This is a genomic window from Megasphaera sueciensis, assembly GCF_050219315.1.
Lineage (GTDB): Bacteria > Bacillota > Negativicutes > Veillonellales > Megasphaeraceae > Megasphaera_A > Megasphaera_A sueciensis.
Window position 1 is genome coordinate 143,765 of record NZ_CP116939.1, and the last position, 21,370, is coordinate 165,134.

General features: G+C 40.1%; 27 protein-coding genes. 19 read left to right on the plus strand and 8 right to left on the minus strand.

All coding sequences use genetic code 11. The features are described from left to right. Positions 1-11: 11 nt before the first annotated feature. Both NXG62_RS00705 and NXG62_RS00710 read left to right on the plus strand, forming a co-directional pair. A complete protein-coding gene (locus NXG62_RS00705) occupies positions 12-455 on the plus strand; it encodes a biotin/lipoyl-containing protein (RefSeq protein ID WP_427113145.1) in 444 nt (147 codons plus the stop codon). A 30-nt stretch (positions 456-485) separates the two neighbouring features. Then, positions 486-893: an RrF2 family transcriptional regulator gene (locus tag NXG62_RS00710; protein ID WP_427113146.1), complete on the plus strand. Its 408-nt coding sequence runs from the start codon at positions 486-488 to the stop codon at positions 891-893. A gap of 166 nt (positions 894-1,059) precedes the next feature. On the opposite strand, the gene NXG62_RS00715 is transcribed toward NXG62_RS00710, so the two are convergent. Beyond that, complete coding sequence (locus NXG62_RS00715; protein ID WP_427113147.1) at positions 1,060-1,467, minus strand: thioesterase family protein; 408 nt, start codon at positions 1,465-1,467, stop codon at positions 1,060-1,062. A 144-nt stretch (positions 1,468-1,611) separates the two neighbouring features. Between NXG62_RS00715 and NXG62_RS00720 the strand changes: the two genes are divergently transcribed. Both NXG62_RS00720 and NXG62_RS00725 read left to right on the plus strand, forming a co-directional pair. After that, entirely contained in the window at positions 1,612-2,307 is a 696-nt protein-coding gene (locus NXG62_RS00720; RefSeq protein WP_427113148.1) for a hypothetical protein, read from the plus strand. A gap of 1 nt (position 2,308) precedes the next feature. After that, positions 2,309-3,343, plus strand: a complete 1,035-nt coding sequence (locus tag NXG62_RS00725) for a threonine aldolase family protein (RefSeq protein ID WP_427113149.1) — start codon at positions 2,309-2,311, stop codon at positions 3,341-3,343. A 79-nt stretch (positions 3,344-3,422) separates the two neighbouring features. On the opposite strand, the gene NXG62_RS00730 is transcribed toward NXG62_RS00725, so the two are convergent. Beyond that, the gene (locus NXG62_RS00730) at positions 3,423-5,084 is read right to left on the minus strand and encodes an acetolactate synthase large subunit (protein WP_427113150.1); all 1,662 of its coding nucleotides are present in this window, start codon (positions 5,082-5,084) and stop codon (positions 3,423-3,425) included. Between the two features lie 319 nt (positions 5,085-5,403). Here NXG62_RS00730 and NXG62_RS00735 point away from each other — a divergent pair, with 319 nt between their 5' ends. From NXG62_RS00735 to queF, 4 genes are all read left to right on the plus strand, one after another. Then, complete coding sequence (locus NXG62_RS00735) at positions 5,404-5,859, plus strand: DUF523 domain-containing protein (protein ID WP_427113151.1); 456 nt, start codon at positions 5,404-5,406, stop codon at positions 5,857-5,859. A gap of 83 nt (positions 5,860-5,942) precedes the next feature. Next, entirely contained in the window at positions 5,943-6,503 is a 561-nt protein-coding gene (gene lepB / locus NXG62_RS00740; protein WP_427113152.1) for a signal peptidase I, read from the plus strand. 195 nt (positions 6,504-6,698) lie between these two features. Further along, complete coding sequence (locus tag NXG62_RS00745) at positions 6,699-7,193, plus strand: QueT transporter family protein (RefSeq protein ID WP_427113153.1); 495 nt, start codon at positions 6,699-6,701, stop codon at positions 7,191-7,193. Then, positions 7,190-7,684, plus strand: a complete 495-nt coding sequence (gene queF, locus NXG62_RS00750) for a preQ(1) synthase (protein ID WP_427113154.1) — start codon at positions 7,190-7,192, stop codon at positions 7,682-7,684. The genes NXG62_RS00745 and queF overlap by 4 nt, the downstream gene beginning before the upstream one ends. Positions 7,685-7,762: 78 nt before the next feature. Here queF and NXG62_RS00755 read toward each other — a convergent pair whose 3' ends face one another. Together NXG62_RS00755 and NXG62_RS00760 are read right to left on the minus strand one after the other, a co-directional pair. After that, on the minus strand, positions 7,763-8,158 hold the full coding sequence (locus NXG62_RS00755; RefSeq protein WP_427113155.1) for a hypothetical protein: 396 nt from the start codon (positions 8,156-8,158) through the stop codon (positions 7,763-7,765). Between the two features lie 80 nt (positions 8,159-8,238). Then, positions 8,239-9,345 (minus strand): acyltransferase, encoded by a 1,107-nt coding sequence (locus NXG62_RS00760; RefSeq protein WP_427113156.1) that lies wholly within the window; start codon positions 9,343-9,345, stop codon positions 8,239-8,241. Positions 9,346-9,450: 105 nt separating this feature from the next. On the opposite strand from NXG62_RS00760, the gene NXG62_RS00765 reads away from it, so the two are divergent. The 8 genes from NXG62_RS00765 (at position 9,451) to NXG62_RS00800 (ending at position 15,130) form a co-directional block, all read left to right on the plus strand. Beyond that, positions 9,451-9,951 carry a hypothetical protein gene (locus tag NXG62_RS00765; protein WP_427113157.1) on the plus strand — a complete coding sequence of 167 codons (501 nt, stop codon included), beginning with the start codon at positions 9,451-9,453 and terminating at the stop codon, positions 9,949-9,951. Between the two features lie 32 nt (positions 9,952-9,983). Beyond that, positions 9,984-10,382, plus strand: a complete 399-nt coding sequence (locus NXG62_RS00770; protein ID WP_427113158.1) for a DUF3592 domain-containing protein — start codon at positions 9,984-9,986, stop codon at positions 10,380-10,382. A 138-nt stretch (positions 10,383-10,520) separates the two neighbouring features. Continuing rightward, the gene (gene folE, locus NXG62_RS00775) at positions 10,521-11,105 is read left to right on the plus strand and encodes a GTP cyclohydrolase I (protein ID WP_427113159.1); all 585 of its coding nucleotides are present in this window, start codon (positions 10,521-10,523) and stop codon (positions 11,103-11,105) included. Beyond that, positions 11,098-11,937 (plus strand): dihydropteroate synthase, encoded by an 840-nt coding sequence (folP, locus tag NXG62_RS00780; protein WP_427113160.1) that lies wholly within the window; start codon positions 11,098-11,100, stop codon positions 11,935-11,937. Before folE ends, folP begins: the two co-directional genes overlap by 8 nt. Positions 11,938-11,998: 61 nt before the next feature. Beyond that, on the plus strand, positions 11,999-12,403 hold the full coding sequence (gene folB / locus NXG62_RS00785) for a dihydroneopterin aldolase (protein ID WP_427113161.1): 405 nt from the start codon (positions 11,999-12,001) through the stop codon (positions 12,401-12,403). Continuing rightward, entirely contained in the window at positions 12,396-12,899 is a 504-nt protein-coding gene (folK, locus tag NXG62_RS00790; protein ID WP_427113162.1) for a 2-amino-4-hydroxy-6-hydroxymethyldihydropteridine diphosphokinase, read from the plus strand. Before folB ends, folK begins: the two co-directional genes overlap by 8 nt. Further along, positions 12,900-13,565 carry a response regulator transcription factor gene (locus tag NXG62_RS00795; RefSeq protein ID WP_427113163.1) on the plus strand — a complete coding sequence of 222 codons (666 nt, stop codon included), beginning with the start codon at positions 12,900-12,902 and terminating at the stop codon, positions 13,563-13,565. Further along, complete coding sequence (locus tag NXG62_RS00800) at positions 13,562-15,130, plus strand: sensor histidine kinase (RefSeq protein WP_427113164.1); 1,569 nt, start codon at positions 13,562-13,564, stop codon at positions 15,128-15,130. The genes NXG62_RS00795 and NXG62_RS00800 overlap by 4 nt, the downstream gene beginning before the upstream one ends. 69 nt (positions 15,131-15,199) lie before the next feature. Here NXG62_RS00800 and NXG62_RS00805 read toward each other — a convergent pair whose 3' ends face one another. From NXG62_RS00805 to NXG62_RS00815, 3 genes are read right to left on the minus strand one after another with little or no spacing between them, the layout of a single operon-like run. After that, positions 15,200-15,430 (minus strand): hypothetical protein, encoded by a 231-nt coding sequence (locus NXG62_RS00805; RefSeq protein WP_427113165.1) that lies wholly within the window; start codon positions 15,428-15,430, stop codon positions 15,200-15,202. Then, on the minus strand, positions 15,427-16,155 hold the full coding sequence (locus NXG62_RS00810; protein ID WP_427113166.1) for a metallophosphoesterase: 729 nt from the start codon (positions 16,153-16,155) through the stop codon (positions 15,427-15,429). Before NXG62_RS00810 ends, NXG62_RS00805 begins: the two co-directional genes overlap by 4 nt. A gap of 1 nt (position 16,156) precedes the next feature. Next, positions 16,157-16,936: a DUF4931 domain-containing protein gene (locus NXG62_RS00815; protein ID WP_427113167.1), complete on the minus strand. Its 780-nt coding sequence runs from the start codon at positions 16,934-16,936 to the stop codon at positions 16,157-16,159. Positions 16,937-17,082: 146 nt separating this feature from the next. Here NXG62_RS00815 and mutY point away from each other — a divergent pair, with 146 nt between their 5' ends. From mutY to NXG62_RS00830, 3 genes are all read left to right on the plus strand, one after another. Then, positions 17,083-18,144, plus strand: a complete 1,062-nt coding sequence (gene mutY, locus NXG62_RS00820) for an A/G-specific adenine glycosylase (protein ID WP_427113168.1) — start codon at positions 17,083-17,085, stop codon at positions 18,142-18,144. Continuing rightward, positions 18,145-19,341, plus strand: a complete 1,197-nt coding sequence (locus NXG62_RS00825) for a metallophosphoesterase (protein WP_427113169.1) — start codon at positions 18,145-18,147, stop codon at positions 19,339-19,341. Between the two features lie 222 nt (positions 19,342-19,563). Then, a complete protein-coding gene (locus tag NXG62_RS00830; RefSeq protein ID WP_427113170.1) occupies positions 19,564-20,820 on the plus strand; it encodes a Glu/Leu/Phe/Val family dehydrogenase in 1,257 nt (418 codons plus the stop codon). Between the two features lie 108 nt (positions 20,821-20,928). Here the strand turns inward: NXG62_RS00830 and NXG62_RS00835 are convergent, their stop codons facing one another. After that, positions 20,929-21,357, minus strand: coding sequence for a C-GCAxxG-C-C family protein (locus NXG62_RS00835; RefSeq protein ID WP_427113171.1), 429 nt, complete (start codon positions 21,355-21,357; stop codon positions 20,929-20,931). Positions 21,358-21,370 lie beyond the last annotated feature (13 nt).

Consider the following 21,370-nt stretch of genomic DNA (forward strand, 5'->3'; position numbering starts at 1 on the left):
GAGGATATAGCATGAAAAAGTTTAAAGTAACTGTAAATGGACAAGCATATGAAGTTGAAGTTGAAGAAATAGGTGCACCGGCAAAAACGGTTTCTTCCGTTCCGGCAGTCAACACACAACCGGCTCCGGCTGCGGCTGTAAAGGAAGCCCCCAAACCTGTAGAAGTAAAACCGGTTCCGGCTGCTGTGACAGCCGTGCATGCTACGGCAGCCTCGCTTCCCAAGGGACCTGTCCCTGAACATGCTGTAACTGTGAAAGCACCGATGCCGGGTAAAATTTCTTTTGTGAAGGCGGCTATCGGACAAGGTGTAAGCCGCGGTGATGTTCTGGTCGTTTTAGAAGCAATGAAGATGCAAAATGATATCACCGCATCTTCTGATGGAACTGTTATTGACGTACGTGTAAAAGTAGGCGATAATGTCAAGACCGGCGATGTATTAGCGGTTATTTCATAAGAAATCAGAAAAAGACAAGGAGAGGATAGTATGAAAATCTCAACTCGCGGTCGCTATGCGTTGCGCTTAATGTTGGACTTGGCAATTCATCAAAATGATCACCAATTTGTAACTATCAAAAGCATAGCTGAACGGCAGCAGTTGTCAGAAAAATATTTGGAACAAATTGTAACTAAATTAGGACGAGCAGGTTTAGTTATCAGTGCGAGAGGACCGCAAGGCGGTTATAAGATGTCACGCGATCCTGGTGATTATACGGTAGGAGAAATACTTCGTATTATGGAAGGCGGTTTAGCCCCAATTTCTGAAAGCCATAGCAATTTACCATATTGTTCGACTGAAGAAGTATGGAAACGTCTTGCAGAAGCTATTGATGGTGTTGTAGATGGTATTACATTAGCTGATTTGGCTAAATGGCAGGAAGATGCCGAAGATTGATTGTAGCTCATCACCGCTGCAAAAATCAGACCTGTTATGGGAAACTGTTATACTATATTAACTGATAAAGGCGGATGAGGTGAAAGAGTAATCAAAAAAAGAAGAACAAGGCTTATAAGAAAATTTTCTTGTGGACCCTGTTCTTCTTTTTTGTTATTTGAATGTATTATTTACAGAATTCAGCTTTTTTCCTATCTGCCTTGTCTAAAAAGGGTTTCGTTTCAATTATGAAACGTTCATGTATACTATTTCCGACAGGACCCGCTTCATCGTAAGCTTCGATTTGAAAAGTTAATTTTTTGCGGTCCTGTTCTGTAAGAGTGGCTTTGGCATGTACGGTCATGCCGATAGGAGTTGCCGATACATGCTTCACGTTCATAGAAATACCAACGGTCCCAAAGCCTTCCGGCAGTTGATTTCCAATAGCTAATACAGCTGCATTTTCCATGAGTCCCACTAATGCCGGAGTGGCATATACCGGAGCTGTGCCGCTGGCATATTTTATAGCTGTATTGTTTTCTGTTACTAATTCTTTGTTTTCCCCAGAAGATTGGGGCTTTAAATTAAAATCCATATTGTACCTCCCAAGTAAATTAAAATCATCTTGCCATATATATAATTCGATTTTTATAATATATTTCCTCTTTTTGACAGTCTATAATAAATATTATAAAATGTTTTTATATGTGGGGAATGTAAAACAAAGGAAGTGTTGAAGTTGAAAATAAAAACGTGCCTGATTATTACATTGACAGTGATGGCCATGGTACCCACCGCAATGGCGGAAAAAGACAGGGGAAATCAGATGGTACTTCCTGACTGGGGGATTATTACGGTTCCGGATAATATCTATATGGATGCCGGTAAACAACCTGTAGTTACAGCACAAAAATACAACAATGATATGGACAGAATGTTGGAGGCTATTTATCCAGCAGCACCCAGGACATATCAATTAATAAAAAAAGAGGGAGCTTCTTTTTATTATGGGTATTTGTTGCAATATACATTGGGTTCTTGGGACTTCAAACAACTTGTGAATGGTAAAACGGTAAAATTTAACCGGCCCGATTATTTACAAGAGCAGGGAGCCGCAGATATATCTACGTACGCGGCACATGTTAACAATCGCTTGCGGACCTCTCTGCCATCCGGGTTTAATCTTATTCAGCCAATTCAACTGGTAAAGGTTTCAGGAAACACTTTCTATGAAGGAATAATTGGTCGGACTATGGTTATCAATGCAGCAGCTTTTCAAGAAATGATGCACATTATTGCATGGCAGCGTGGCGGAGTAGTAGAAATTGCGATTGTCATGGGGAATGCTGATGACGAGGAAAGTTTAATACGTCCGGTCATGGCAATGCTGGAAGATGTTAAAGTAATAAAACAGACAGAAAGGATAGATATATAAGATGATTCGATTTGAATGCGATTATTTAGAAGGAGCACCCGTCCAGGTGATAGAAGCAATTGCAAAAGCAAATATGGAACAAAATGCCGGATATGGTGAAGATGCTCATTGTGAACATGCCAAAGAATTAATTCGTCAAGTTTGTGACGCACCGGAAGCAAAGGTTGCCTTTTTGGTTGGCGGAACGCAGACAAATTTGACTGTTATTGCTTCTGCATTAAAAAATTATCAAGGTGTTATTGCTCCGCAGACAGCCCATATCAATAATCATGAAACAGGCGCTATTGAAGCGACAGGGCATAAGGTTATGTCCATACCGACAGATACAGGGAAAATAACAGGGAAACAGGTTCGCGATGTCTGTCGGCAATATTGGAATGATACACATGCTCTTCATATTGTACAACCAGGAATGGTATATATTTCACAGACTACGGAAATAGGTACCTTGTACAGCCGCCGTGAAATTGAAGAGATTTATGCCGTTTGCCGGGAATACCATATACTGCTGTTTATTGATGGTGCACGGATTGGATATGGTATAGAAAGTCTGGGAAGTGATTTAAAACTTCACGATTTTCCAAAACTTTGTGATGTTTTTACCATTGGCGGGACAAAACAAGGTGCTTTATTTGGTGAAGCCGTTGTCATACTCGACAAAATATTGAAACAGGAATTTTCATATCATGTTAAACAACGGGGAGGATTACTGGCCAAAGGATGGCTTTTGGGCGTTCAATTTGAAACATTGTTCACTGATGGATTATATATAAAATTGGCGAAACATGCAGCTGATTTAGCTGTTACACTGCATCAAGGATTTGCATCTTCCGGTTTTTCTTTTTATGTTGATCATCTGACAAATCAGCAGCTTCCTATTTTGACGCGGGAACAGGCAGAAAAACTGGGAAAAAATTATTCTTTCGATTATTTTGCAAGTTTGGACGATGGTAGATTAGCTTGCCGTTTTTGTACATCTTGGGCAACTCGGGAAGAAAATGTAGAAGCTTTGTTGGCCGATATAAAGAAAATATAACATAAAAAACGTTCGGAATAGTATTCTGAACGTTTTTTATGAACATCAGTTTTGAAGAAAACAGAAATTTAATTTCGTTTTACTGTAGTTCTTTCATGAGTGCTTCCAGATGATGCGTGAGTTTCATGTTTTCATCATAATCAATGGGGCAGTCTATAATAACTGGTTTATTTTGATTAAATGCTTGTTTTAAGGTGGGGAGTAATTCTTCTGTCCTTGTAATCCGATAACCAATGGCACCCATGCTTTCAGCTAATTTTACAAAATCGGGATTGGTAAAGTCTACATAGCAATGATGTCCGAATTGGTCGTCCTGTTTCCACTTAATAAGACCATAGCTGGCATCATTGAAAATGAGTGTGACGAAATTGACGCCTAACCGATGTGCCGTTTCAAATTCTTGACAGTTCATTAAAAAGCCGGCGTCACCGGCAATTGCAAGTACTTTTCGATCGGGATGGACAAGTTTTGCCGCAATAGCACCGGGAACGGCGATACCCATTGTAGCAAATCCATTGGAAATAATACAGGTGTTAGGTTTATAACAGTTATAATGACGGGCAATCCAAACTTTGTGAGCCCCTACATCGGATATTACAATATCGTCCTTGCCCATAACTTTGCGAGCGTCAATCAGAGCCCTTTGCGGTTTGACAGGGAAAGATATATCATCAGCATATTGTTCGTGTTCTTCGACCATTTTTTTACGAATATCTAGTGCTGAAGTTGGCTCTTGAAGACGGGAAGCTTTTTTCATGATGCGGAATAACGTGTTGGGAATATCGCCGACGACTTCGACTTCTGGTTGATAATGTTTATTAATATCGGCTGGCATCATATCAATATGGATAATATCGGCTTGTTTGGTATTCCATTTCGCCGGATTATATTCAATAATATCATAGCCAACAGCAATAACCAAACTGGCTTCTTCTAATACCTTGCTTTGATAATCAGACATCGGGATTCCAACAGTCCATAAAGAATATTTATTATCAAAGGGAATAGCACCCTTTGCCATCATAGTATTAATAACTGGCAGCTTAAGTTTTTCGGAAAATTTGGTCAGCATTTCAGCCGCATGGCCGCGAATGACACCGCTGCCTGCTAAAATTACCGGTTTTTTGGCATGGGAAATGATTTTTGCGGCAGCTTCGATTTGTTCATCCATTGCTGTTTCCGGGGTAATCACTTTATGGAGAAGGGGCTTTTCTGCATCATCGACGGGCATTTTGCTAATATTGATAGGCAGGTCAATGAAAGTTGCGCCAGGTTTTTCTCGTTCAGCATATTTAAAAGCCAGACGAGTGATTTCAGATACTGTGTCGGGACGGACAACGGTGTAAGCCCGACGGGTAATAGGTTCGAACATAGCCCGTAAATCAAGATACTGGTGAGCTGTAATATGCATCTTATCGGTACCCACTTGCCCGGAAATAGCTACGAGCGGTGCACCGTCACAATCGGCATCAGCAACTCCTGTAATGAGATTTGTAGCGCCGGGTCCAAGTGTAGCCAAACATACGCCTGCCTTACCAGTCAAACGACCATATACATCGGCCATAAAAGCGGCACCTTGTTCGTGACGTACTGTTATGAACTCAATGTTAGATTTTTCGATAGCATTCATAACCGGAAGATTTTCTTCTCCCGGGATGCCAAAAATATAATGTACTTCTTCTTCTTCCAAGCATTCAACCAATAAATCGGCTGTATTTCGTTGCTGTCTTGCTTCTGCCATTTTATAAGCTCCTTTTTGTAGAGGTCAAACATAATTAAGAAATAAATTTTCCTACTAATAATATCATAGAATATGAAAAGGAAATTGGCAATTTCATAATGTGGTATTTAATCATTTTTTAATGTTGTGATATTTGTTGAATACAAAATGCAATATAGAAAAACACGCATAAAATAAGGAGATTTATGAATTATAGGGGATAGCATATTACATAAAATATTTTCATAATATGATAATTGTATTTTTTATATGAAAATTAGATGTTTTTTTCAGAAGGACAAAATGAGTAGTTGTACTGAAAATGAATGGGGGTTATTTGATGAATGTATTGATTAGCGCTTGTTTATTGGGGCAGTATTGCCGTTATGACGGTACTATAAAAAATTATACGGTTGTCCGGACGCTGCTGCAGTCCCGGCATATTCACTTGATTCCTATTTGTCCGGAACAATCCGGTGGATTGGCGACGCCACGGGAACCGGCAGAGTGCAGTAATGGAAGAGTTATAACGCAATCGGGAATTGATGTGACAGCGGCTTATCATAAAGGAGCGGCAGAAGCTGTAAAGATGGCACGCTTGTTCCATTGCAGCTATGCTGTTCTTAAAGAAAAAAGCCCAACATGCGGAAGTGGTAATATCTACGATGGAAGCTTCAGCCATACTATTGTGAGTGGTGATGGGATAGCGGTGCAATATCTAAAGAAAGCGGGAATATCAGTTATCGGAGAATCGGAAATGGTACGCATTGAGAAATTAATATCCATAAGTAAATAATGATTTTTTGAAAAGTCGATAACAGTTGATTTTGTTTCTCCTCTTTGTTACAATAAAACAGTACAGCAAGGGAGGGTTTTGTATTGAGTTCATTTTTTCATGAAGTATATGAATGGTGTTATTCCATCATTATCGCGTTGGCTATTGCGCTGATTATCCATATTTTCTTTTTTCAGCCTACAAGGGTTTCGGGGGAATCTATGGTACCGACGCTGCATAACGGAGAATATCTTATTGTTTCTAAATTTAGTCACATTATGAATGAAGTGCCAGGTTATGGAGATATTGTAATTATCGACAGTCGTGTTCATTATCCCCGCACGTGGAAGGATGACGTAGCGGAACCGATGAATAATTACATGGCATTTTTTAATTCTAAACTCCAGACTAAAAATATTTGGGTTAAACGCGTTATTGGCAGACCGGGCGATAAATTAGCATTTCATGATGGACATGTTTGGCGTAATGGTGAAGAACTGCAGGAATCCTATATCGATGAACCTATGACATATTCGCAAAAGGGAGAAATTACTGTCCCTGAGGGATATGTGTTCTGCATGGGGGATAATCGTAATCATAGCAGTGACAGTCGCTTTATCGGACCCGTTCCCGTTGACCATGTACTCGGACATGTGATTTGGTAACATGTGTTTTGGTTTTATAAAAGGACTTGCAATGCAGTAGTTTGTAAGCTATAATAAATAAGCAATAGCATAAGGACAGTTCGTAATCCATCCTGTCGTTAAATAAAACTAGGAAAGTGTAAACGATTTAGGATGGGTATGGAATATGTACCCATCCTTTTTTTGTGTGAATATACGTAAAGGAGGTGTTGGCCAATGTATAATTTTCTTTCTGATACAAAACGTATGACTATTTCTGCGATGGTTATTACTGTATATATTGTTTTACTCTATATGACACAGAGTATTTCTTTTGGAGCTTATCAGATACGTATTGCAACTGCACTATATGCTTTGGCTTATATTTATCCTTTCTTAGTTGTTCCGCTGGGGATTGCGAACCTTTTGTCCAACTTTTTTTTTGGTGGATTGGGAATTATTGATATGTTGGGAGGCTGTGCAGTAGGAATCATAACAACTTGGATGATTACACAAATTAATTTTCGTAATCTGAATATATGGTTTATTGCTTTACCAATCTGGATTGTTCCATCTTTGTGTGTCAGTGTTTGGTTATCTTATTTGCTGCAGATTCCTTATAGTGTGCTGGCTGGCAGCTTGATGGTCGGCCAGCTGCCGCCGGCTATTGTAGGAGTAGTGATGGTACATGCACTGCAGCGGGTTTATATGCCGGGGAGGCAGAGTCTATGAGTAGAACGAATAGCGAGTTGCAAGGGGTAACCCAATTGGGCAGCAATCATACGTCATATCATTTTGACTATGATCCTTCTTTGTTGGAAACCTTTGCAAACAAGCATAATGACAGAGATTATTTTGTGAAATTCAATTGTCCCGAATTTACGAGTCTTTGCCCTAAAACCGGACAACCTGATTATGCGGCGATTTATATTTGCTATGTTCCGCAAAAACTGATGGTCGAAAGTAAATCTTTGAAACTTTATTTGTTTAGTTTTCGCAATCACGGTGACTTTCATGAAGATTGTGTAAATATCATCATGGACGATTTGATTATGCTTATGGATCCGAAATATATTGAGGTATGGGGAAAATTCTTGCCGCGTGGCGGTATTTCTATTGATCCATATTGTAATTATGGCAAGGAAGGGACTCCGTGGAAACAAGTTGCATGGCAGCGCTTGACGCAGCATGATGTATATCCGGAAAAAGTAGATAATCGATAAAAATACAAGCTGTCAAATAGTAAACCCCTCTCCGGTCGGAGAGGGGTTTACTATTTGACAGCTTGATGATTGATAGGATTACCTTTTGTGAGACCCTTTCATTGCTTCTGTTTCCTGAACCTTTTTTAACACGTTGTTTGCCATATGGGCGCGGCCTTTAATAACATTGTTGCCGGTTTTAATCGATTCGGGATAGAAATTGCTTTTATAAGAACGCTTTGCTGTTTTAGAAATCATTTCCTTAAGCTGAATTGTCTGATCATCTACATTATAGACATAAGTACAGTTGTCCGTAACACCATCCGCTTTTTCTATTGTCTTAAAGGTGAGAATTGTCATTCCCTTTTCTGTAGTAATTTTAGCTGAATCCATATCAATGGCGATATGTTGATTATATTGCCATATATTGTTGGCAGCCCAGGCAGGAGCAGATAATGCTAAAGACAGGCCTAACGCAATCATTAACTTTTTCACTAGTAATACACCGCCTTTTTTCATAATATATATTATTATAGCATGAAATCATAAGAAGATACAGATATAAAATAGTAAAATCACTTGCCTTTAATGCAGATATACATCCATTTTGGCAGATGCAATTTAGGCAGTAGTGCCGAAAATCCAACGGAACATAATGTAACGATGCAGTATATAATGATAATATGCAGTGAACGCAGATATATATGCAAGTGTGCAGCCAGTCCGGTCAATAAAGACAAAAATACGGGATGGACCAGATAGATAGGATACGAATAATTTCCGAGCATGTTGAATAAACGGTGTACGTTTTGCGGTACGGGGCGGCATTCCCACCAATATAATAAAAACAGCAGAGTGGATACTGTATAAAGCATACCGGTAGGACTGAGCTGATGGACAGTATACACAGCAGATAGGGCATCGTAATGGAGATATTTCATGACACCATAAAAACTTATCAATATTCCTGCAGTAGAAATGATTTGCAATATATTGACAAAAAGTCCATGCTGAAATAGCCATTTTTTTATATCATCAAAATGTTCGGCTGTATAACCGCCAAACATAAAAATAAAAAGATAATGAAGAATAACGTAATTCAAACGATAATTAAAAGCATCCTGCCATAAAGGGGAAGAAAAGTGAAAATCCCAAATGTAGCTTGAATAAAAATTGAATACGACATTGGCAATAAATAATAAAGGGAACCAAAACCACGGCTTGTGATTCATAAAACGCAGCATAGGACGCCATACAGGCATTAAAATATAAAACCAAAGCAGGATAACCAGAAAATATATATGATACATTGCCAGACCATACCATAGCGTCTTCACCACATTTGCCGGTTCAAAAATGGTGAAAGTATGGCTTAAAACAGATGAATACAACATATAGAAAAAAGACCATGTCACATAAGGAATCAGTACAGTTTTCATGCGTCGGCGCACATAGGTAGTATATGAAAAAGGTTTACATAACGGTTCGCTGTAAAACATACCGAATGCGGATAAAAAGAAAAATGCCGGTACAGAAAAACGGGAAAGGATTTCCAATACAGCGACGAGTCCTAAATTTGGCGTCGGATTCGTAAGTGCGATCGAACCAATGTGAATGCCGATAACTCCCAGCATGCATATACCTCGCATATAATTGATAGAATTAATAAATCGTTTTGACATATGACACCTCTGCGGATACAATAATATATAGTGATTCCAGTTTATAAACTGGTGACTTTTCTATTATAACAAATTTTAGCTGATTATGCAGAGGCGATTTAAAATATGGAATACAATCAAACACGAACGATTACCAGGACGGCACTGCTTTTGGCAAGTACACTCATTTTGCAGAGCTTGCGCCTTGTCCTGCCGCTGCCTCCGCAGACAAGTATGTTTCTCATTGGGTCTTTGGTCAATTTATGTTTTGTTTTAGCTGTTTTGAAGATTGGTTGGAAATCAGGTCTGCTGATAGCGTTAGTAACACCTGTATTTGCTTATGTGGAAGGAATGCTGCCTTTTTTGCCTTTTGTTTTTCCTGTGGCTGCTGGCAATTGCACATATATTGGAGCCTGTTTTATTTTGAAACGCTGGGACATTCTCGGCCTATGTGTAGCCGCTTGTATTAAAGCAGCTGCTATGTATCTATCTTTTTATTTTCTTTTTAGTTTAGTTGCTTTCCCTGAAATGGTACGTCATATGATTTTATTGGTTATGAGCTGGCCTCAAAGTATAACGGCCATTTTCGGAGGGATAGCGGCTTATGTCATTTCTAAACGTATATAACGTGTTTAATGGTAGTATAGGAGGTTTTACATATGAGTATTTTTTATTATATCCCCGCTGCTTTAGGAATACTGTTCATTGGAGTCGGCATATACAATGGCTGGAAATTACGCTGTTTGATTCGGCATTGCAGTCAACCTGTCAAAGGTACAGTCAAGGGGTTTGATGTCAAAACTCTTAAAAGCGGAGATATGTATTTTCCTGTTTTAGCCTATAAGGTGAAGGATAATATGTATCGTTCACGTTATGAAATAGGGGATTCGGAATGGAATTTTGAAGCGGGAGATATTGTGGATATGCGTTATAATCCCCATCAGCCCGAGCAAATTTATCTGGACCATAATCAATCCCTATTTCGTCAATACGCATCTCCTTTTTTTATTATTATCGGTGGACTCCTTTTTATGGTGGCATACTATAAATGGATGTGAAAATATGTGGTAATAAAGTAAATAGCCGGTAGCTTCTATAAGCTTTTTCTTAGCCAGCAGCAGCACTGGCTACTGTTTTTTCTCTGTGGTATAATTGGATAATAATTTGAAATATATAATTTCTGTAAAGGAGCAGTTATGACAGAACATAAGGTAAATCCAAAGGCTGTTGCGGCTATGACAACGTTTTTGGAAGTGTTGGGAGTGGATTTAAAAAAACTTGGCATGGAAAAAACTCCGTATCGTGTAGCGGAGGCTTATGCAGAATTTTTCTCTGGATTACAAGAAAATCCTGATTCCCAATGGGGAGAATTGATACAAACCGCTTCTAATGGGTTGGTGGCTGTGCGGAATTTGCGGTTTTATTCTATTTGTGAACATCATCTGCTCCCTTTTTTTGGAACAGTACAGATAGCATATTATCCTCATAACGGACAAATTGCCGGGTTTGGTCATTTTGCTGATGTTGTTAGCGTGCTTACTCGACGCCCTCAGCTTCAAGAACGATTCACGGCTCAGCTTTGTGATTCTATTGATGCAGGGGTGCATACCGAAGGAACGTTGGTCATTGTTAAGGCAATACACTTATGTTTGACTATGCGTAATAGTACTGCTTTGGATTCGGATATTGTGACAGCAGCTTCCAGCGGCTGTCTTAAAAAAGGGACAGAGCCATATATGGAAGCTTGGAAATTATTAACAAGGAAGGATACCGATGAGTAATCAAATACGGAATTATCACTGGCAGGATGGGAAAAAATTGGAAGTGGGAAAAAGAACATTGATCATGGGAATCTTAAACATTACTCCTGATTCTTTCTCTGATGGGGGAAAATGGGATCATATAGAACGAGCGCTGCAGCATATGGAGAACATGGTTGATGAAGGAGCGGATATCATCGATATCGGTGCTGAATCAACCCGGCCAGGATTCATCCCGATTTCCGCCGAAGAAGAGATAAAACGGTTGGCACAGATACTGCCGGAAATTACAGCGCGCTGTCCAGTGCCTGTATCTGTTGATACGTATAAGGCGAAGACTGCAGCGTATGCGGTGAGTGCAGGAGCACACATAATAAATGATATATGGGGACTCCAGTATGAACAGGAACCAGGAAAAATGGCTCACGTTGCGGCAACTTGTGATATTCCCGTTGTAGTTATGCATAATCAAAACGGAACAGTTTATCATAATATGATAGAAGACATAAGGAATTTTTTCACCCGTTCTGTAGAAATTGCTAAGCATGCCGGCATGCGGAAAGAAAATATTATTATGGATCCGGGAATCGGATTTGGTAAAACCGCAGAACAGAATATCTATCTTCTCCGCCATCTACGGCAATTAACAACATTGCCGTATCCTATGCTATTGGGAACATCTCGCAAGGGGTTTATCGGCCAAGTGCTTGATTTGCCTGTAACCGAACGGATGGAAGGTACGGGAGCCACTTGTGTAGCGGGTATTTTAGCTGGATGTGATATCATGCGCGTTCATGATGTAAAACCTATAGTCCGGATGTGTAAAATGGCGGATGTACTAAAAGATTGTTGATTAGTACATGCATGGGGCAGCAGATAATTTACAAAAGTCGAAAAGGGCATGTTATTGACGTATGATTACCTATGTTGGTAAAAAAGGACAAAGAATGGGAATGGATAAAATTATATTAAAAGGAATGCACTTTTACGGATATCATGGTTATTTTCCCGAAGAACAGTGTACAGGTCAGTCTTTTATCATTGATATAACAATGACGAAAGACCTTACCAAAGCGGGATATACAGATGCATTAACTGATACGGTAGATTATGGTGCGGTGTATGGCTGTATAAAAAAAATAGTGGAAGGAAAGCCGTGCAAGCTTATTGAAAAAGTAGCGTATATCATTGCTGATACTATACTGGATGAGTTTTCTCCTAGTCGAGTTCAAGTGATCGTACATAAACCCCAGGCACCGCTGGACGGTCCTTTTGACGACGTTGCTGTCGTGATTGAAAGGAGTAAAAGCTGTGACTGAGTATTATATCGGAATAGGTTCTAATATGGGAAATCGTGAATACATGCTTCGCAAGGCTGTCGAAACATTACGAAAATGCGATGGAATTGTGATAAAGTCGCTTTCTTCCATATATGAGACACCGCCATGGGGGAAAATAAACCAAGCATCATTCTTAAATGCAGCGCTTAAAATCGAATCGGAATTAGATCCGGAAGATACGCTGCGAACCTGTTTGGCCGTAGAAATTGCCTTAGGACGGGTACGGCATGAAAAATGGGGGGCTCGTACAATAGATTTGGATTTACTTTGCAGTCCGGCTATTGAAATGGAAACCGTTCTGCTTACATTGCCGCATCCTTATATGACACAGCGAGCTTTTGTCCTTGTCCCTTTACATGAAATTGCACCGGGACTTATGGTGAAGGGTCGGACTATTGAAGCGTGGATGAGTGAACTTAATGATGTAGATACTATTAAATTTTTAGCACCTATGGAACTACAGGAGGATACATAAATGGAAAAAATACTGGTTGCCGATGATGAACAATTGATGCGTCAGCTAGTCGTTGATTTTCTTAAACCAGAAGGATATGAAATTATTCAAGCGGCTGATGGCAAACAAGCACTGGAATTATATACCGAACATCATCCGGATTTAGTTCTTCTTGATGTTATGATGCCGGGATATGATGGCTGGACCGTATGCAGAGAGATTCGGCGTGAATCCTCTATTCCTATTATGATGATCACAGCAAAAGGAGAAGAAATAGATCAGTTGTTTGCTTATGATTTAGGTGTGGATGAATATATTACAAAACCCTTCAGTCCTAAAATCCTTATTGCTAAAATCAAAGCTGTATTGCGGCGAGGGCAACAGGAACAGCAGCATCAGGCAGCAGAAGGGGTTTCTATTGACCAAGATGCACATCAAGTCGTTTTAGATGGAGAAGTTTTAGATTTGAGCCCTACAGAATATAAACTTTTAAACTATCTTATGAGCAATGCAGGAAAAGCCTTAAGCCGCCGGCAGATATTAAATAAAGTGTGGGATTATGATTACTATGGAGATCTGCGAACAGTCGATACGCATATCAATCGCCTGCGCATTAAACTTGGCAATAAAGGCAAACTCATTCAAACCGTCCGTGGCTACGGATACCGCTACGAACAAAAATTATGAAACTGTCTATTCGCAAAAAAGTATGTCTGGCATTAGTGGCCTTTTCCTTGTTTTGTGCTATTACGCTGGCTCTCATTATCGTGATCGGATTTAATCCTTTTTATTATCAATTCAAAAAGAATGGCATGATTTCTGTAGGACAAGATGTTAAAACTGTCTATGAACAAAACGGCAGCGATGGATTTGATGACATTGATCAAATCAGTCAAGAAATCGGGGCTGATATATTTATTATTGACCATGGAAAGCTGGCTTATTCATCGCGTCCGGATCGCCGTGTCATGATGCCGCCGATGCATGAACGAAAAGAGATTGGCGAAATAACCGATGGCAGAGCAGAAAAAGAAATGCACATGCAGCCGCCGCGTCATGTCCGGGAAATAATGGAACTGCTGCAAGGACATGAACCTAACTTGAATGGGAGCAAAGAAATCCAATTCTACGAAACGCAGAATCATATTAAGCTATTGGACTTGATATACCGAGTACAAGATCATACCTATCTTATTATCAGCCAGCCGATAGCACCTATTGAAGAAAGTGTGCAGATTGCTAAGCAATTTGTTGTTATTTGCGGTATTTTATGGCTTATTGTTGCTGTTTTAGGAGCTTTTTTCTTCTCCCGGGAATTGACGCGTCCTCTTCTAAAATTAAAGAAACTGGCACAAGGTATGACGGCTTTGGACTTTTCTCATAAATGGGATGGCAAGGGGGATGATGAAATAGGTCAGCTGGGCAATAGTCTGAATGCCTTATCAGATCAACTTGATACTGCACTGAGCGACTTGAAAGAAACGAACAAGGAACTGCAAAAACAATTAGATAAAGCAAATGAAGTTGAACATATGCGCAAACAGTTTATTTCCGCTGTGTCTCACGAACTCAAAACCCCTTTGGCAATTATTCAAGGATATGCGGAAGGACTGGATGATCTTGCTTTTGATGATGATACCAGGAACAGGTATTGCCGCGTTATTCGGAGCGAAACTGAAAAAATGGATCGACTGGTCATGGATCTGCTTAATCTATCGCGGCTGGAAACCGGTTCTTTCCGTATAGAAAAAACAGATTTTGATTTTACAGCATTGGCGGAAGAGACAAAGGAACGTTTTGCTGGTACTATTGCCGAAAAGAAAATCCATATGCAGTGGGATTTACCGGAAGAAATACTGGTCAATGGAGATCCTGAACGGATTGATCAAATTCTCAACAACTATATTTCGAATGCCATCGATTACACGGAGTCGGGTAAAACTATCCGTATTAGTACTGAAGAAAATCAAGATACCTATACGGTGTCTGTTTATAATCAGGGAATTCAAATCGCACCGGAAAATCAAGGAAGACTTTGGCAGGCTTTTTTTAAAGTGGATTCCGCACGAACGAGGACGTTTGGCGGACATGGTTTGGGCTTGTCTATTGTGGCTGCATTAGTTAAGCTTCACGAGCAGCATTATGGAATGTACAATGCGGCAGACGGAGTTGTCTTTTGGTTTACCATAGCAAAAGCAAAAACATCTCAGGCAGAGGCAGCTATTGAGCAAGCAGAACGAAGACAGGACTGATATAGTAGTGGTAGGAGACAAGCTGTCATAAAAAAAGCTCCTCGGCTAGAGGCGCTTTTTTTAATTACATTAAAATGATTTTTTTCCTAGTGTGGGATGTGTAGTTTTCTTTAACGATAAGTGTTCTACTAAATACCCCGCTTCATCCAAGGAAATATCCTGACGGTCACCATTGCGTTCAAGAACGCACAGCGGGTGATCTGTACCTACTTCGCCGCCAGGCATATAGATATATTCTTGTGTGTGATGATCCCCGAAAATAATACCGGCAAGGAGATGTTTTTTGGCTATCTGACTCATTCTATGACTCCTTCATTGTTTAACTTTATTTCTAAAAGCTTGCATTCTTGATAATCTGCCGAAACCAGTTGCAGCAATGTTCCGTTATACATTCGCGGAAACATTGTGCGGGGTTTCATGCCGTGTAAATGTCCGAATACGCAAAGCGGTACGTTATATTGTTCTAATAAATCTGTAAAACCACTGGGCTTTACTAAGTCACATACCGGTGGATAATGGAGAAGCAGCAGTTTTGTTTGGCACCCTAACGTATCGGCTTTCTGCAATATTCGTTCAACGCGCAGCAACTCACGCCGATATGGTTTTGCATCTTTTTCTTCCTGGTAATGGAAATCTCCGGGACAAATCCAGCCCCGTGTACCACAAACAGCGATAGTACCATCGTTAACAGCAATACAATCATCTTGGATATATATCATGTTCCCGCTGCCTGAAAGTCTTGTTAATTTACTGACGCTTTCCCACCAATAGTCGTGGTTTCCACGAATGATGATTTTTTTTCCTGGCAGGGTACGCACTTCATCAAGATCACATATCGCCTCGGAGAGATGAGTTGCCCAGGAGATATCTCCGGCCAATAATACCACATCATCTTCGGTAACGCGGCTCTGCCAATCTGTGCGGATGCGGTCCCAATGATTTTCCCAGGCAGGACCGAAGATACTCATCGGTTTTGTTGGCGGATGTCCTGATAAATGTAAATCTCCGATTGCAAATAAACGCATGTCAATCCTTTCTTTGTTTCAGAGCATGATAGAGTTTCTGTATAAAATGCTGCAGATGTTCTTGATTGGGTACCTGCGGAATCATGTAACCCACATACAGTGGGTTGGTAAGAAAACGAGGAACCATCTTAATATAGATACTATCATCTTGTGGAAAATCATAAAAGAAAATATTATAGCTGTCATTATAACTGTAAAAGCAGTGCATAAGAAAGACTGCCGTACGCTGCATATAATTTACTAAATCTGGTAGATACTCGGAATCTTGAAGGTGTAAATTGATTTCATAAAAACCGATAATAGGATGGGAAGAAACAGTGATATCGATGCCGGCTTCCGTAAGAACAGGTAACCCCGTTACATGATACGGCTTGATATCATCGTGATAATCATAGTTTTCAAATCCTACGATTTGACTGTGAGGATGGCTGATGGTACCACCCGACATATATCCATGATTACGATAAAATACAACTGATTTAAAACGGTTCATGTCCTTTACTATCTGCCATTTTTCCAAGCTGAATTGGATTAATTTTATTGCATAATCTAAGGTGTAGTTGGAAAAATCTGCTTTGCATTGATCTGTTTCAATAATCAAAGTTTGCCAGGTGTTTTTTAAGACAGGATATTTATTTTCCAGCCATATCATTGTTCCCTGACGGTCTATAACGTTCGTTAAATGTTCTACGTCACAAAAGGGACAATACTCCATGTCGTGATGTACGTTATCTGGTTTCGTTTTTCCTAAATCTAAATTGTATTCAATAATATGATCCATAGCACATACTCCTTTGCTATCTATTGTAGCATACCCCTTGCTTTTTTTGAATAAGTTAAACCATAATAAAATAACAAGCTTTTTTAGCAAGAAAAATGAATGATGAATGAAAAGATATAATTTTTATGATAACAGAAAGGTTTATTATGAAACAAAAACATTTTGATAATAAAATATGGTATCCGATTCTCCTGAACTGGTTTTCTACACATCGCCGCGCACTTCCTTGGCGTGAAAATCGGACGCCCTACAAGGTATGGGTATCGGAAATCATGCTGCAGCAGACAAAAGTAGAAGCGGTACGGCCCTATTATGATAGCTGGATGGAACGCTTTCCTGATATAAAATCTTTGGCAGCAGCTTCACAAGATGAAGTTTTGCGGCAATGGCAGGGATTGGGATATTATTCCCGGGCGCGTAATCTTCACGAAGCTGTTTGTGAAGTGCAATCTCAATATAAAGGGATTGTTCCTGATAATAAAGCGGATATTCTGAAACTTAAAGGAATAGGTGAATATACGGCAGGAGCTATACTGAGCATTGCATATGGAAAACCGGAGGCGGCTGTAGATGGCAATGTGCTGCGCATCTTTTCCCGTTTATATGATATTGAGGAAAATATTCTTTCTGCAGCGGTAAAAAAGAAAATAACCGGCATGGTTCAAGAACAGCTCCCACCGGATACACCGGGGGATTTTAATGAAGCGTTAATGGACTTGGGTGCGTCTATTTGTATTCCTAAGCATCCGCGTTGTCAAGTTTGTCCGCTCATATCTTTTTGTTTGGCAAAAGCGAAAGGAACGGAAGAACATATCCCCATACGAAGGGGGAAAAAAAATATTCCAATTGAAGAAATTCTCGTAGTCGTCATTGAACAGAATGATTCCTGGCTGCTTCATCGCCGTCCGGATGCTGGGTTATTGGCATCTATGTGGGAATTTCCTAATGTTGAAGGAAAAGGGGAGGAAGGCCGCCGTAAACTTCAAGATGTATTGGCTGACGTAGGCTGCCGGATTGATTTTGAGGACACACCGCAAGGTACACTGCGCCATGTCTTTTCTCATAAAATATGGCACATGACGGTCTTGAAAGGACATCTAGTTTCAGGAAATCTTAATACAAAGGAGGAATGGCAGTGGTTGCCGAAGGATCGCTATACGGAAATACCGTGGGCTGGTCCGCACGGTAAAATTACTGCTTGGCAATAGATGAAGGGTCAATTTTTTATTACATTCATGATAGGTATGTCCTGCATAGCTGTATGTTCTGTCTTGTTGTGGCAGTATATACGTCGGCAAAACAATAAAGCTGGAACTTTATTCGGCGTGACAGCTGTCAGTATGGTGGCTATTGGAGAGCTTTGGCTATATGGTGCGGATTATATTACGATTTCAACATCTTCATGGTTTTCGCCTCTTTTTTATGGTGCCATGGCGTCTTTAAGCTGGTTATTTATGTTTCTTTTGGCGTTTCCCGTGCTGCTGGCGGGAGCTGTAGGTTGCTTTATATACCGTCTGTTTCATACCGACGGACATCCATGTAAAGCATCCAATCGTGTTTCTAAGGGCATGAGCCGCCGTACTTTTCTTAAAGGAATGGCTGCTGCCATTCCTGTTCTTGCTTTGGGGACATCGACGATAGGAATCTTTGATGGAGAACAACATCTTGCTACGACGGTACATAAACTGCGGTATCCTAATTTGCCTAATAGTCTTGCAGGGTATCGCATCGGACAAATATCAGACAGTCATATGGGGCTTTTTTTCAGTCCGCAGCGGCTGCAGGAAGCTATAGAGGTTTTAGTGAAAAAAAAAGTGGACCGTGTAGTTTTAACTGGGGATCTTATTGACGAATTGACCTTATTGCCCCAATGTCAGACCATTTTGCGGGACGCTTGCAGAAAATTTCCCGATGGTATCGATTTTTGTTATGGTAATCATGAATATTATCGTGGTATAGAACGTATCACGGATATGCTGAAAAAAACGGGAGTGCGAATTCTCCGCAACAGTAATTATAAAGCTGCTGAAAATTTTTACATTGCTGGAACAGATTATTCATTTGCTCAGGGAGAGGAAAATTTTGCACGGCAGCGTGAAGAATACGTACAAAAGTCTTTGCAAGGTATTCCGGAAAATTCCTTTGTTGTCATGTTGGCACATCATTCGGCCTTTATTGATGAAGGCTTTCGGCATCATGTAAATTTGACTCTTTGCGGACATACGCATGGCGCTCAATTTGCGCCTATTGGACCATTAGTTCAAATGATAGCGTTTAAATATCTGCGCGGCTTATTTCAGTCAGGTGATGCATGCTATGGATATGTCAACAGGGGAACGGGACACTGGCTGCCATTGCGCATAGCCTGCAGCCGGGAAGTGAGCATATTTGAGCTGAATCGGTAAAAACATTTTTATATAAGCACTGTACATTGTATACAAATTTGTAATACTACTTTGTAAGTTTTTTTGAAATTGCTGTTTTTTCGCCATTTTTATATACTTATGATGACTTTAAATTATACATGAAATTCTTTAAAGTTTTAAGTTTGTTCAAAAAGTGGTATGATAAAAATAGAAAAAATAAACAAGCAGTGTGTATTTCAAATTTTATATGAGGTGATAATAATGGCAACCTATGATCCGTATCAAAATATGCTTAATGTTCTAGACGAAGCGGCGGCTGTACTTAAGCTGCATAAGGATGAATATGCTTTTGTACGGTATCCCGAACGGGAAATGACAGTAAGCCTGCCAATTCGTATGGATGATGGACATATCCAGGTTTTTGAAGGATATCGTGTACAGCATAGTTCCGTTCGCGGTCCGGCTAAGGGGGGGATACGGTATCATCCCTGTTCCAATGTCAATGAAACAAAGGCACTTGCTGGATGGATGACGATTAAATGTGCTGTTGCCGATATTCCTTATGGCGGGGCTAAAGGCGGGATACAAGTCAATCCGCAGCTTTTAAGCAATCGTGAATTGGAACGGCTTACCCGCGAATACATATATCGAATATCCCCGATTATCGGAGAAGATACAGATGTTCCTGCGCCCGATGTAGGTACGAATGCGCAGATCATGGCATGGATAGTGGATGAATATAGTAAACTCAAAGGGAAATATACACCCGGTGTGGTCACAGGCAAGCCCATTGAAATAGGTGGGTCTCTGGGACGGAATGAAGCTACCGGGCGAGGAATTATGTATACCTTGATGAGTTATTTGGAAACGGCAGGTAAGAATCCTTGTGATATTACTATGGCTGCCCAGGGGTTCGGCAATGTGGGCAGCGTGGGTTGTCTGCTTATGAAACGGGCCGGTGTTAAAATTGTGGCAATCGGAGATGTAGGACGCTCTCTGTATAATCCCAATGGAATAGATATTGAAAAGGCCTATGTGTATGCCAATTCACACGGACGTACTTTAAATGGGTATCAAGAAGAAGGCATGAAAGTCATTCCTAAGGAGGATGTATTGCATCTGGATGTGGATGTTCTTTTTATGGCGGCTATGGAAAATCAATTAAATGATAAAACGATGAAGGATGTAAAGGCTAAAATTATTCTTGAAGGTGCTAACGGACCGACAACAACAGAGGCTGATGCCTATTTCTATAAAAAGGGGATAGAAATCCTTCCTGATGTCATGACAAATGCCGGAGGTGTAGTGGGATCCTATTATGAATGGGTACAAAATCGCACAGGATTTTATTGGACAGAAGAGGACTATAATAAAAAACTTCATGACAATATGAAAAAAACATTTCAAACAGTATGGCGGATTAAGGGGAAATATCATGTCCCCGCTCGGCTGGCATGCTATATTATAGCCTTGAATCGAATTGTAAAAGCGCAAAACTATCGTGGCTTTTTGGGATAAACGGATGATATCCAGATATGAAAAACGCCGATTTTATAAATTTTTTATAAGATCGGCGTTTTAATATATAAGAATGATATTGCTGGAATATTATTTCCAAGGATGAGTCTATTTTTTTAAATGTTTTTCTTCAATGAAATCGGAAACCATATCTGCTGCGGTTGCTGTGATTTTAATACATTGTTTTCGATATTCCGGAGTCCCGAAACTGAGTTTGTTTAATGCCCGGCAGCAGGTGGTTCCAAAATGCTTTTTGAAACGATCATGAAATTCATGTGTGTACTGATACATTTCCGGTAAGGGTTTTTCAGCAGGATCCAGACGTCCCACTAAAGATCCGATTACCAGACAAGCACCGCTCAATGCTCCGCAAACACAGCCGGAACGACCTATGCCGCCGCCCATAACCGAAGCCATACGAATGGACTCATCGGGTAAGTGCAGATTCATACTGTCATTACACGCTTTAATAACCGATTCGACGCAATTATTTCCCTGCGTGTGGTATTGTTCAGCCAATTCATATTCTTTCTTCATTTTTATGCCTCCT

Bases quoted from the DNA above. Each gene is read 5' to 3' on its own strand.
- NXG62_RS00730 (WP_427113150.1), bottom strand. From the start codon at position 5,084: ATGGCAGAAGCAAGACAGCAACGAAATACAGCCGATTTATTGGTTGAA.
- NXG62_RS00705 (WP_427113145.1), top strand. From the start codon at position 12: ATGAAAAAGTTTAAAGTAACTGTAAATGGACAAGCATATGAAGTTGAA.
- folE (WP_427113159.1), top strand. From the start codon at position 10,521: ATGACAGAACATAAGGTAAATCCAAAGGCTGTTGCGGCTATGACAACG.
- NXG62_RS00760 (WP_427113156.1), bottom strand. From the start codon at position 9,345: ATGTCAAAACGATTTATTAATTCTATCAATTATATGCGAGGTATATGC.
- folB (WP_427113161.1), top strand. From the start codon at position 11,999: ATGATTACCTATGTTGGTAAAAAAGGACAAAGAATGGGAATGGATAAA.
- NXG62_RS00795 (WP_427113163.1), top strand. From the start codon at position 12,900: ATGGAAAAAATACTGGTTGCCGATGATGAACAATTGATGCGTCAGCTA.
- NXG62_RS00715 (WP_427113147.1), bottom strand. From the start codon at position 1,467: ATGGATTTTAATTTAAAGCCCCAATCTTCTGGGGAAAACAAAGAATTA.
- NXG62_RS00830 (WP_427113170.1), top strand. From the start codon at position 19,564: ATGGCAACCTATGATCCGTATCAAAATATGCTTAATGTTCTAGACGAA.
- NXG62_RS00825 (WP_427113169.1), top strand. From the start codon at position 18,145: ATGAAGGGTCAATTTTTTATTACATTCATGATAGGTATGTCCTGCATA.
- queF (WP_427113154.1), top strand. From the start codon at position 7,190: ATGAGTAGAACGAATAGCGAGTTGCAAGGGGTAACCCAATTGGGCAGC.
- NXG62_RS00770 (WP_427113158.1), top strand. From the start codon at position 9,984: ATGAGTATTTTTTATTATATCCCCGCTGCTTTAGGAATACTGTTCATT.
- mutY (WP_427113168.1), top strand. From the start codon at position 17,083: ATGAAACAAAAACATTTTGATAATAAAATATGGTATCCGATTCTCCTG.
- NXG62_RS00800 (WP_427113164.1), top strand. From the start codon at position 13,562: ATGAAACTGTCTATTCGCAAAAAAGTATGTCTGGCATTAGTGGCCTTT.
- NXG62_RS00725 (WP_427113149.1), top strand. From the start codon at position 2,309: ATGATTCGATTTGAATGCGATTATTTAGAAGGAGCACCCGTCCAGGTG.
- NXG62_RS00815 (WP_427113167.1), bottom strand. From the start codon at position 16,936: ATGGATCATATTATTGAATACAATTTAGATTTAGGAAAAACGAAACCA.
- NXG62_RS00765 (WP_427113157.1), top strand. From the start codon at position 9,451: ATGGAATACAATCAAACACGAACGATTACCAGGACGGCACTGCTTTTG.
- NXG62_RS00710 (WP_427113146.1), top strand. From the start codon at position 486: ATGAAAATCTCAACTCGCGGTCGCTATGCGTTGCGCTTAATGTTGGAC.
- NXG62_RS00810 (WP_427113166.1), bottom strand. From the start codon at position 16,155: ATGCGTTTATTTGCAATCGGAGATTTACATTTATCAGGACATCCGCCA.
- NXG62_RS00805 (WP_427113165.1), bottom strand. From the start codon at position 15,430: ATGAGTCAGATAGCCAAAAAACATCTCCTTGCCGGTATTATTTTCGGG.
- NXG62_RS00745 (WP_427113153.1), top strand. From the start codon at position 6,699: ATGTATAATTTTCTTTCTGATACAAAACGTATGACTATTTCTGCGATG.
- NXG62_RS00835 (WP_427113171.1), bottom strand. From the start codon at position 21,357: ATGAAGAAAGAATATGAATTGGCTGAACAATACCACACGCAGGGAAAT.
- folP (WP_427113160.1), top strand. From the start codon at position 11,098: ATGAGTAATCAAATACGGAATTATCACTGGCAGGATGGGAAAAAATTG.
- NXG62_RS00735 (WP_427113151.1), top strand. From the start codon at position 5,404: ATGAATGTATTGATTAGCGCTTGTTTATTGGGGCAGTATTGCCGTTAT.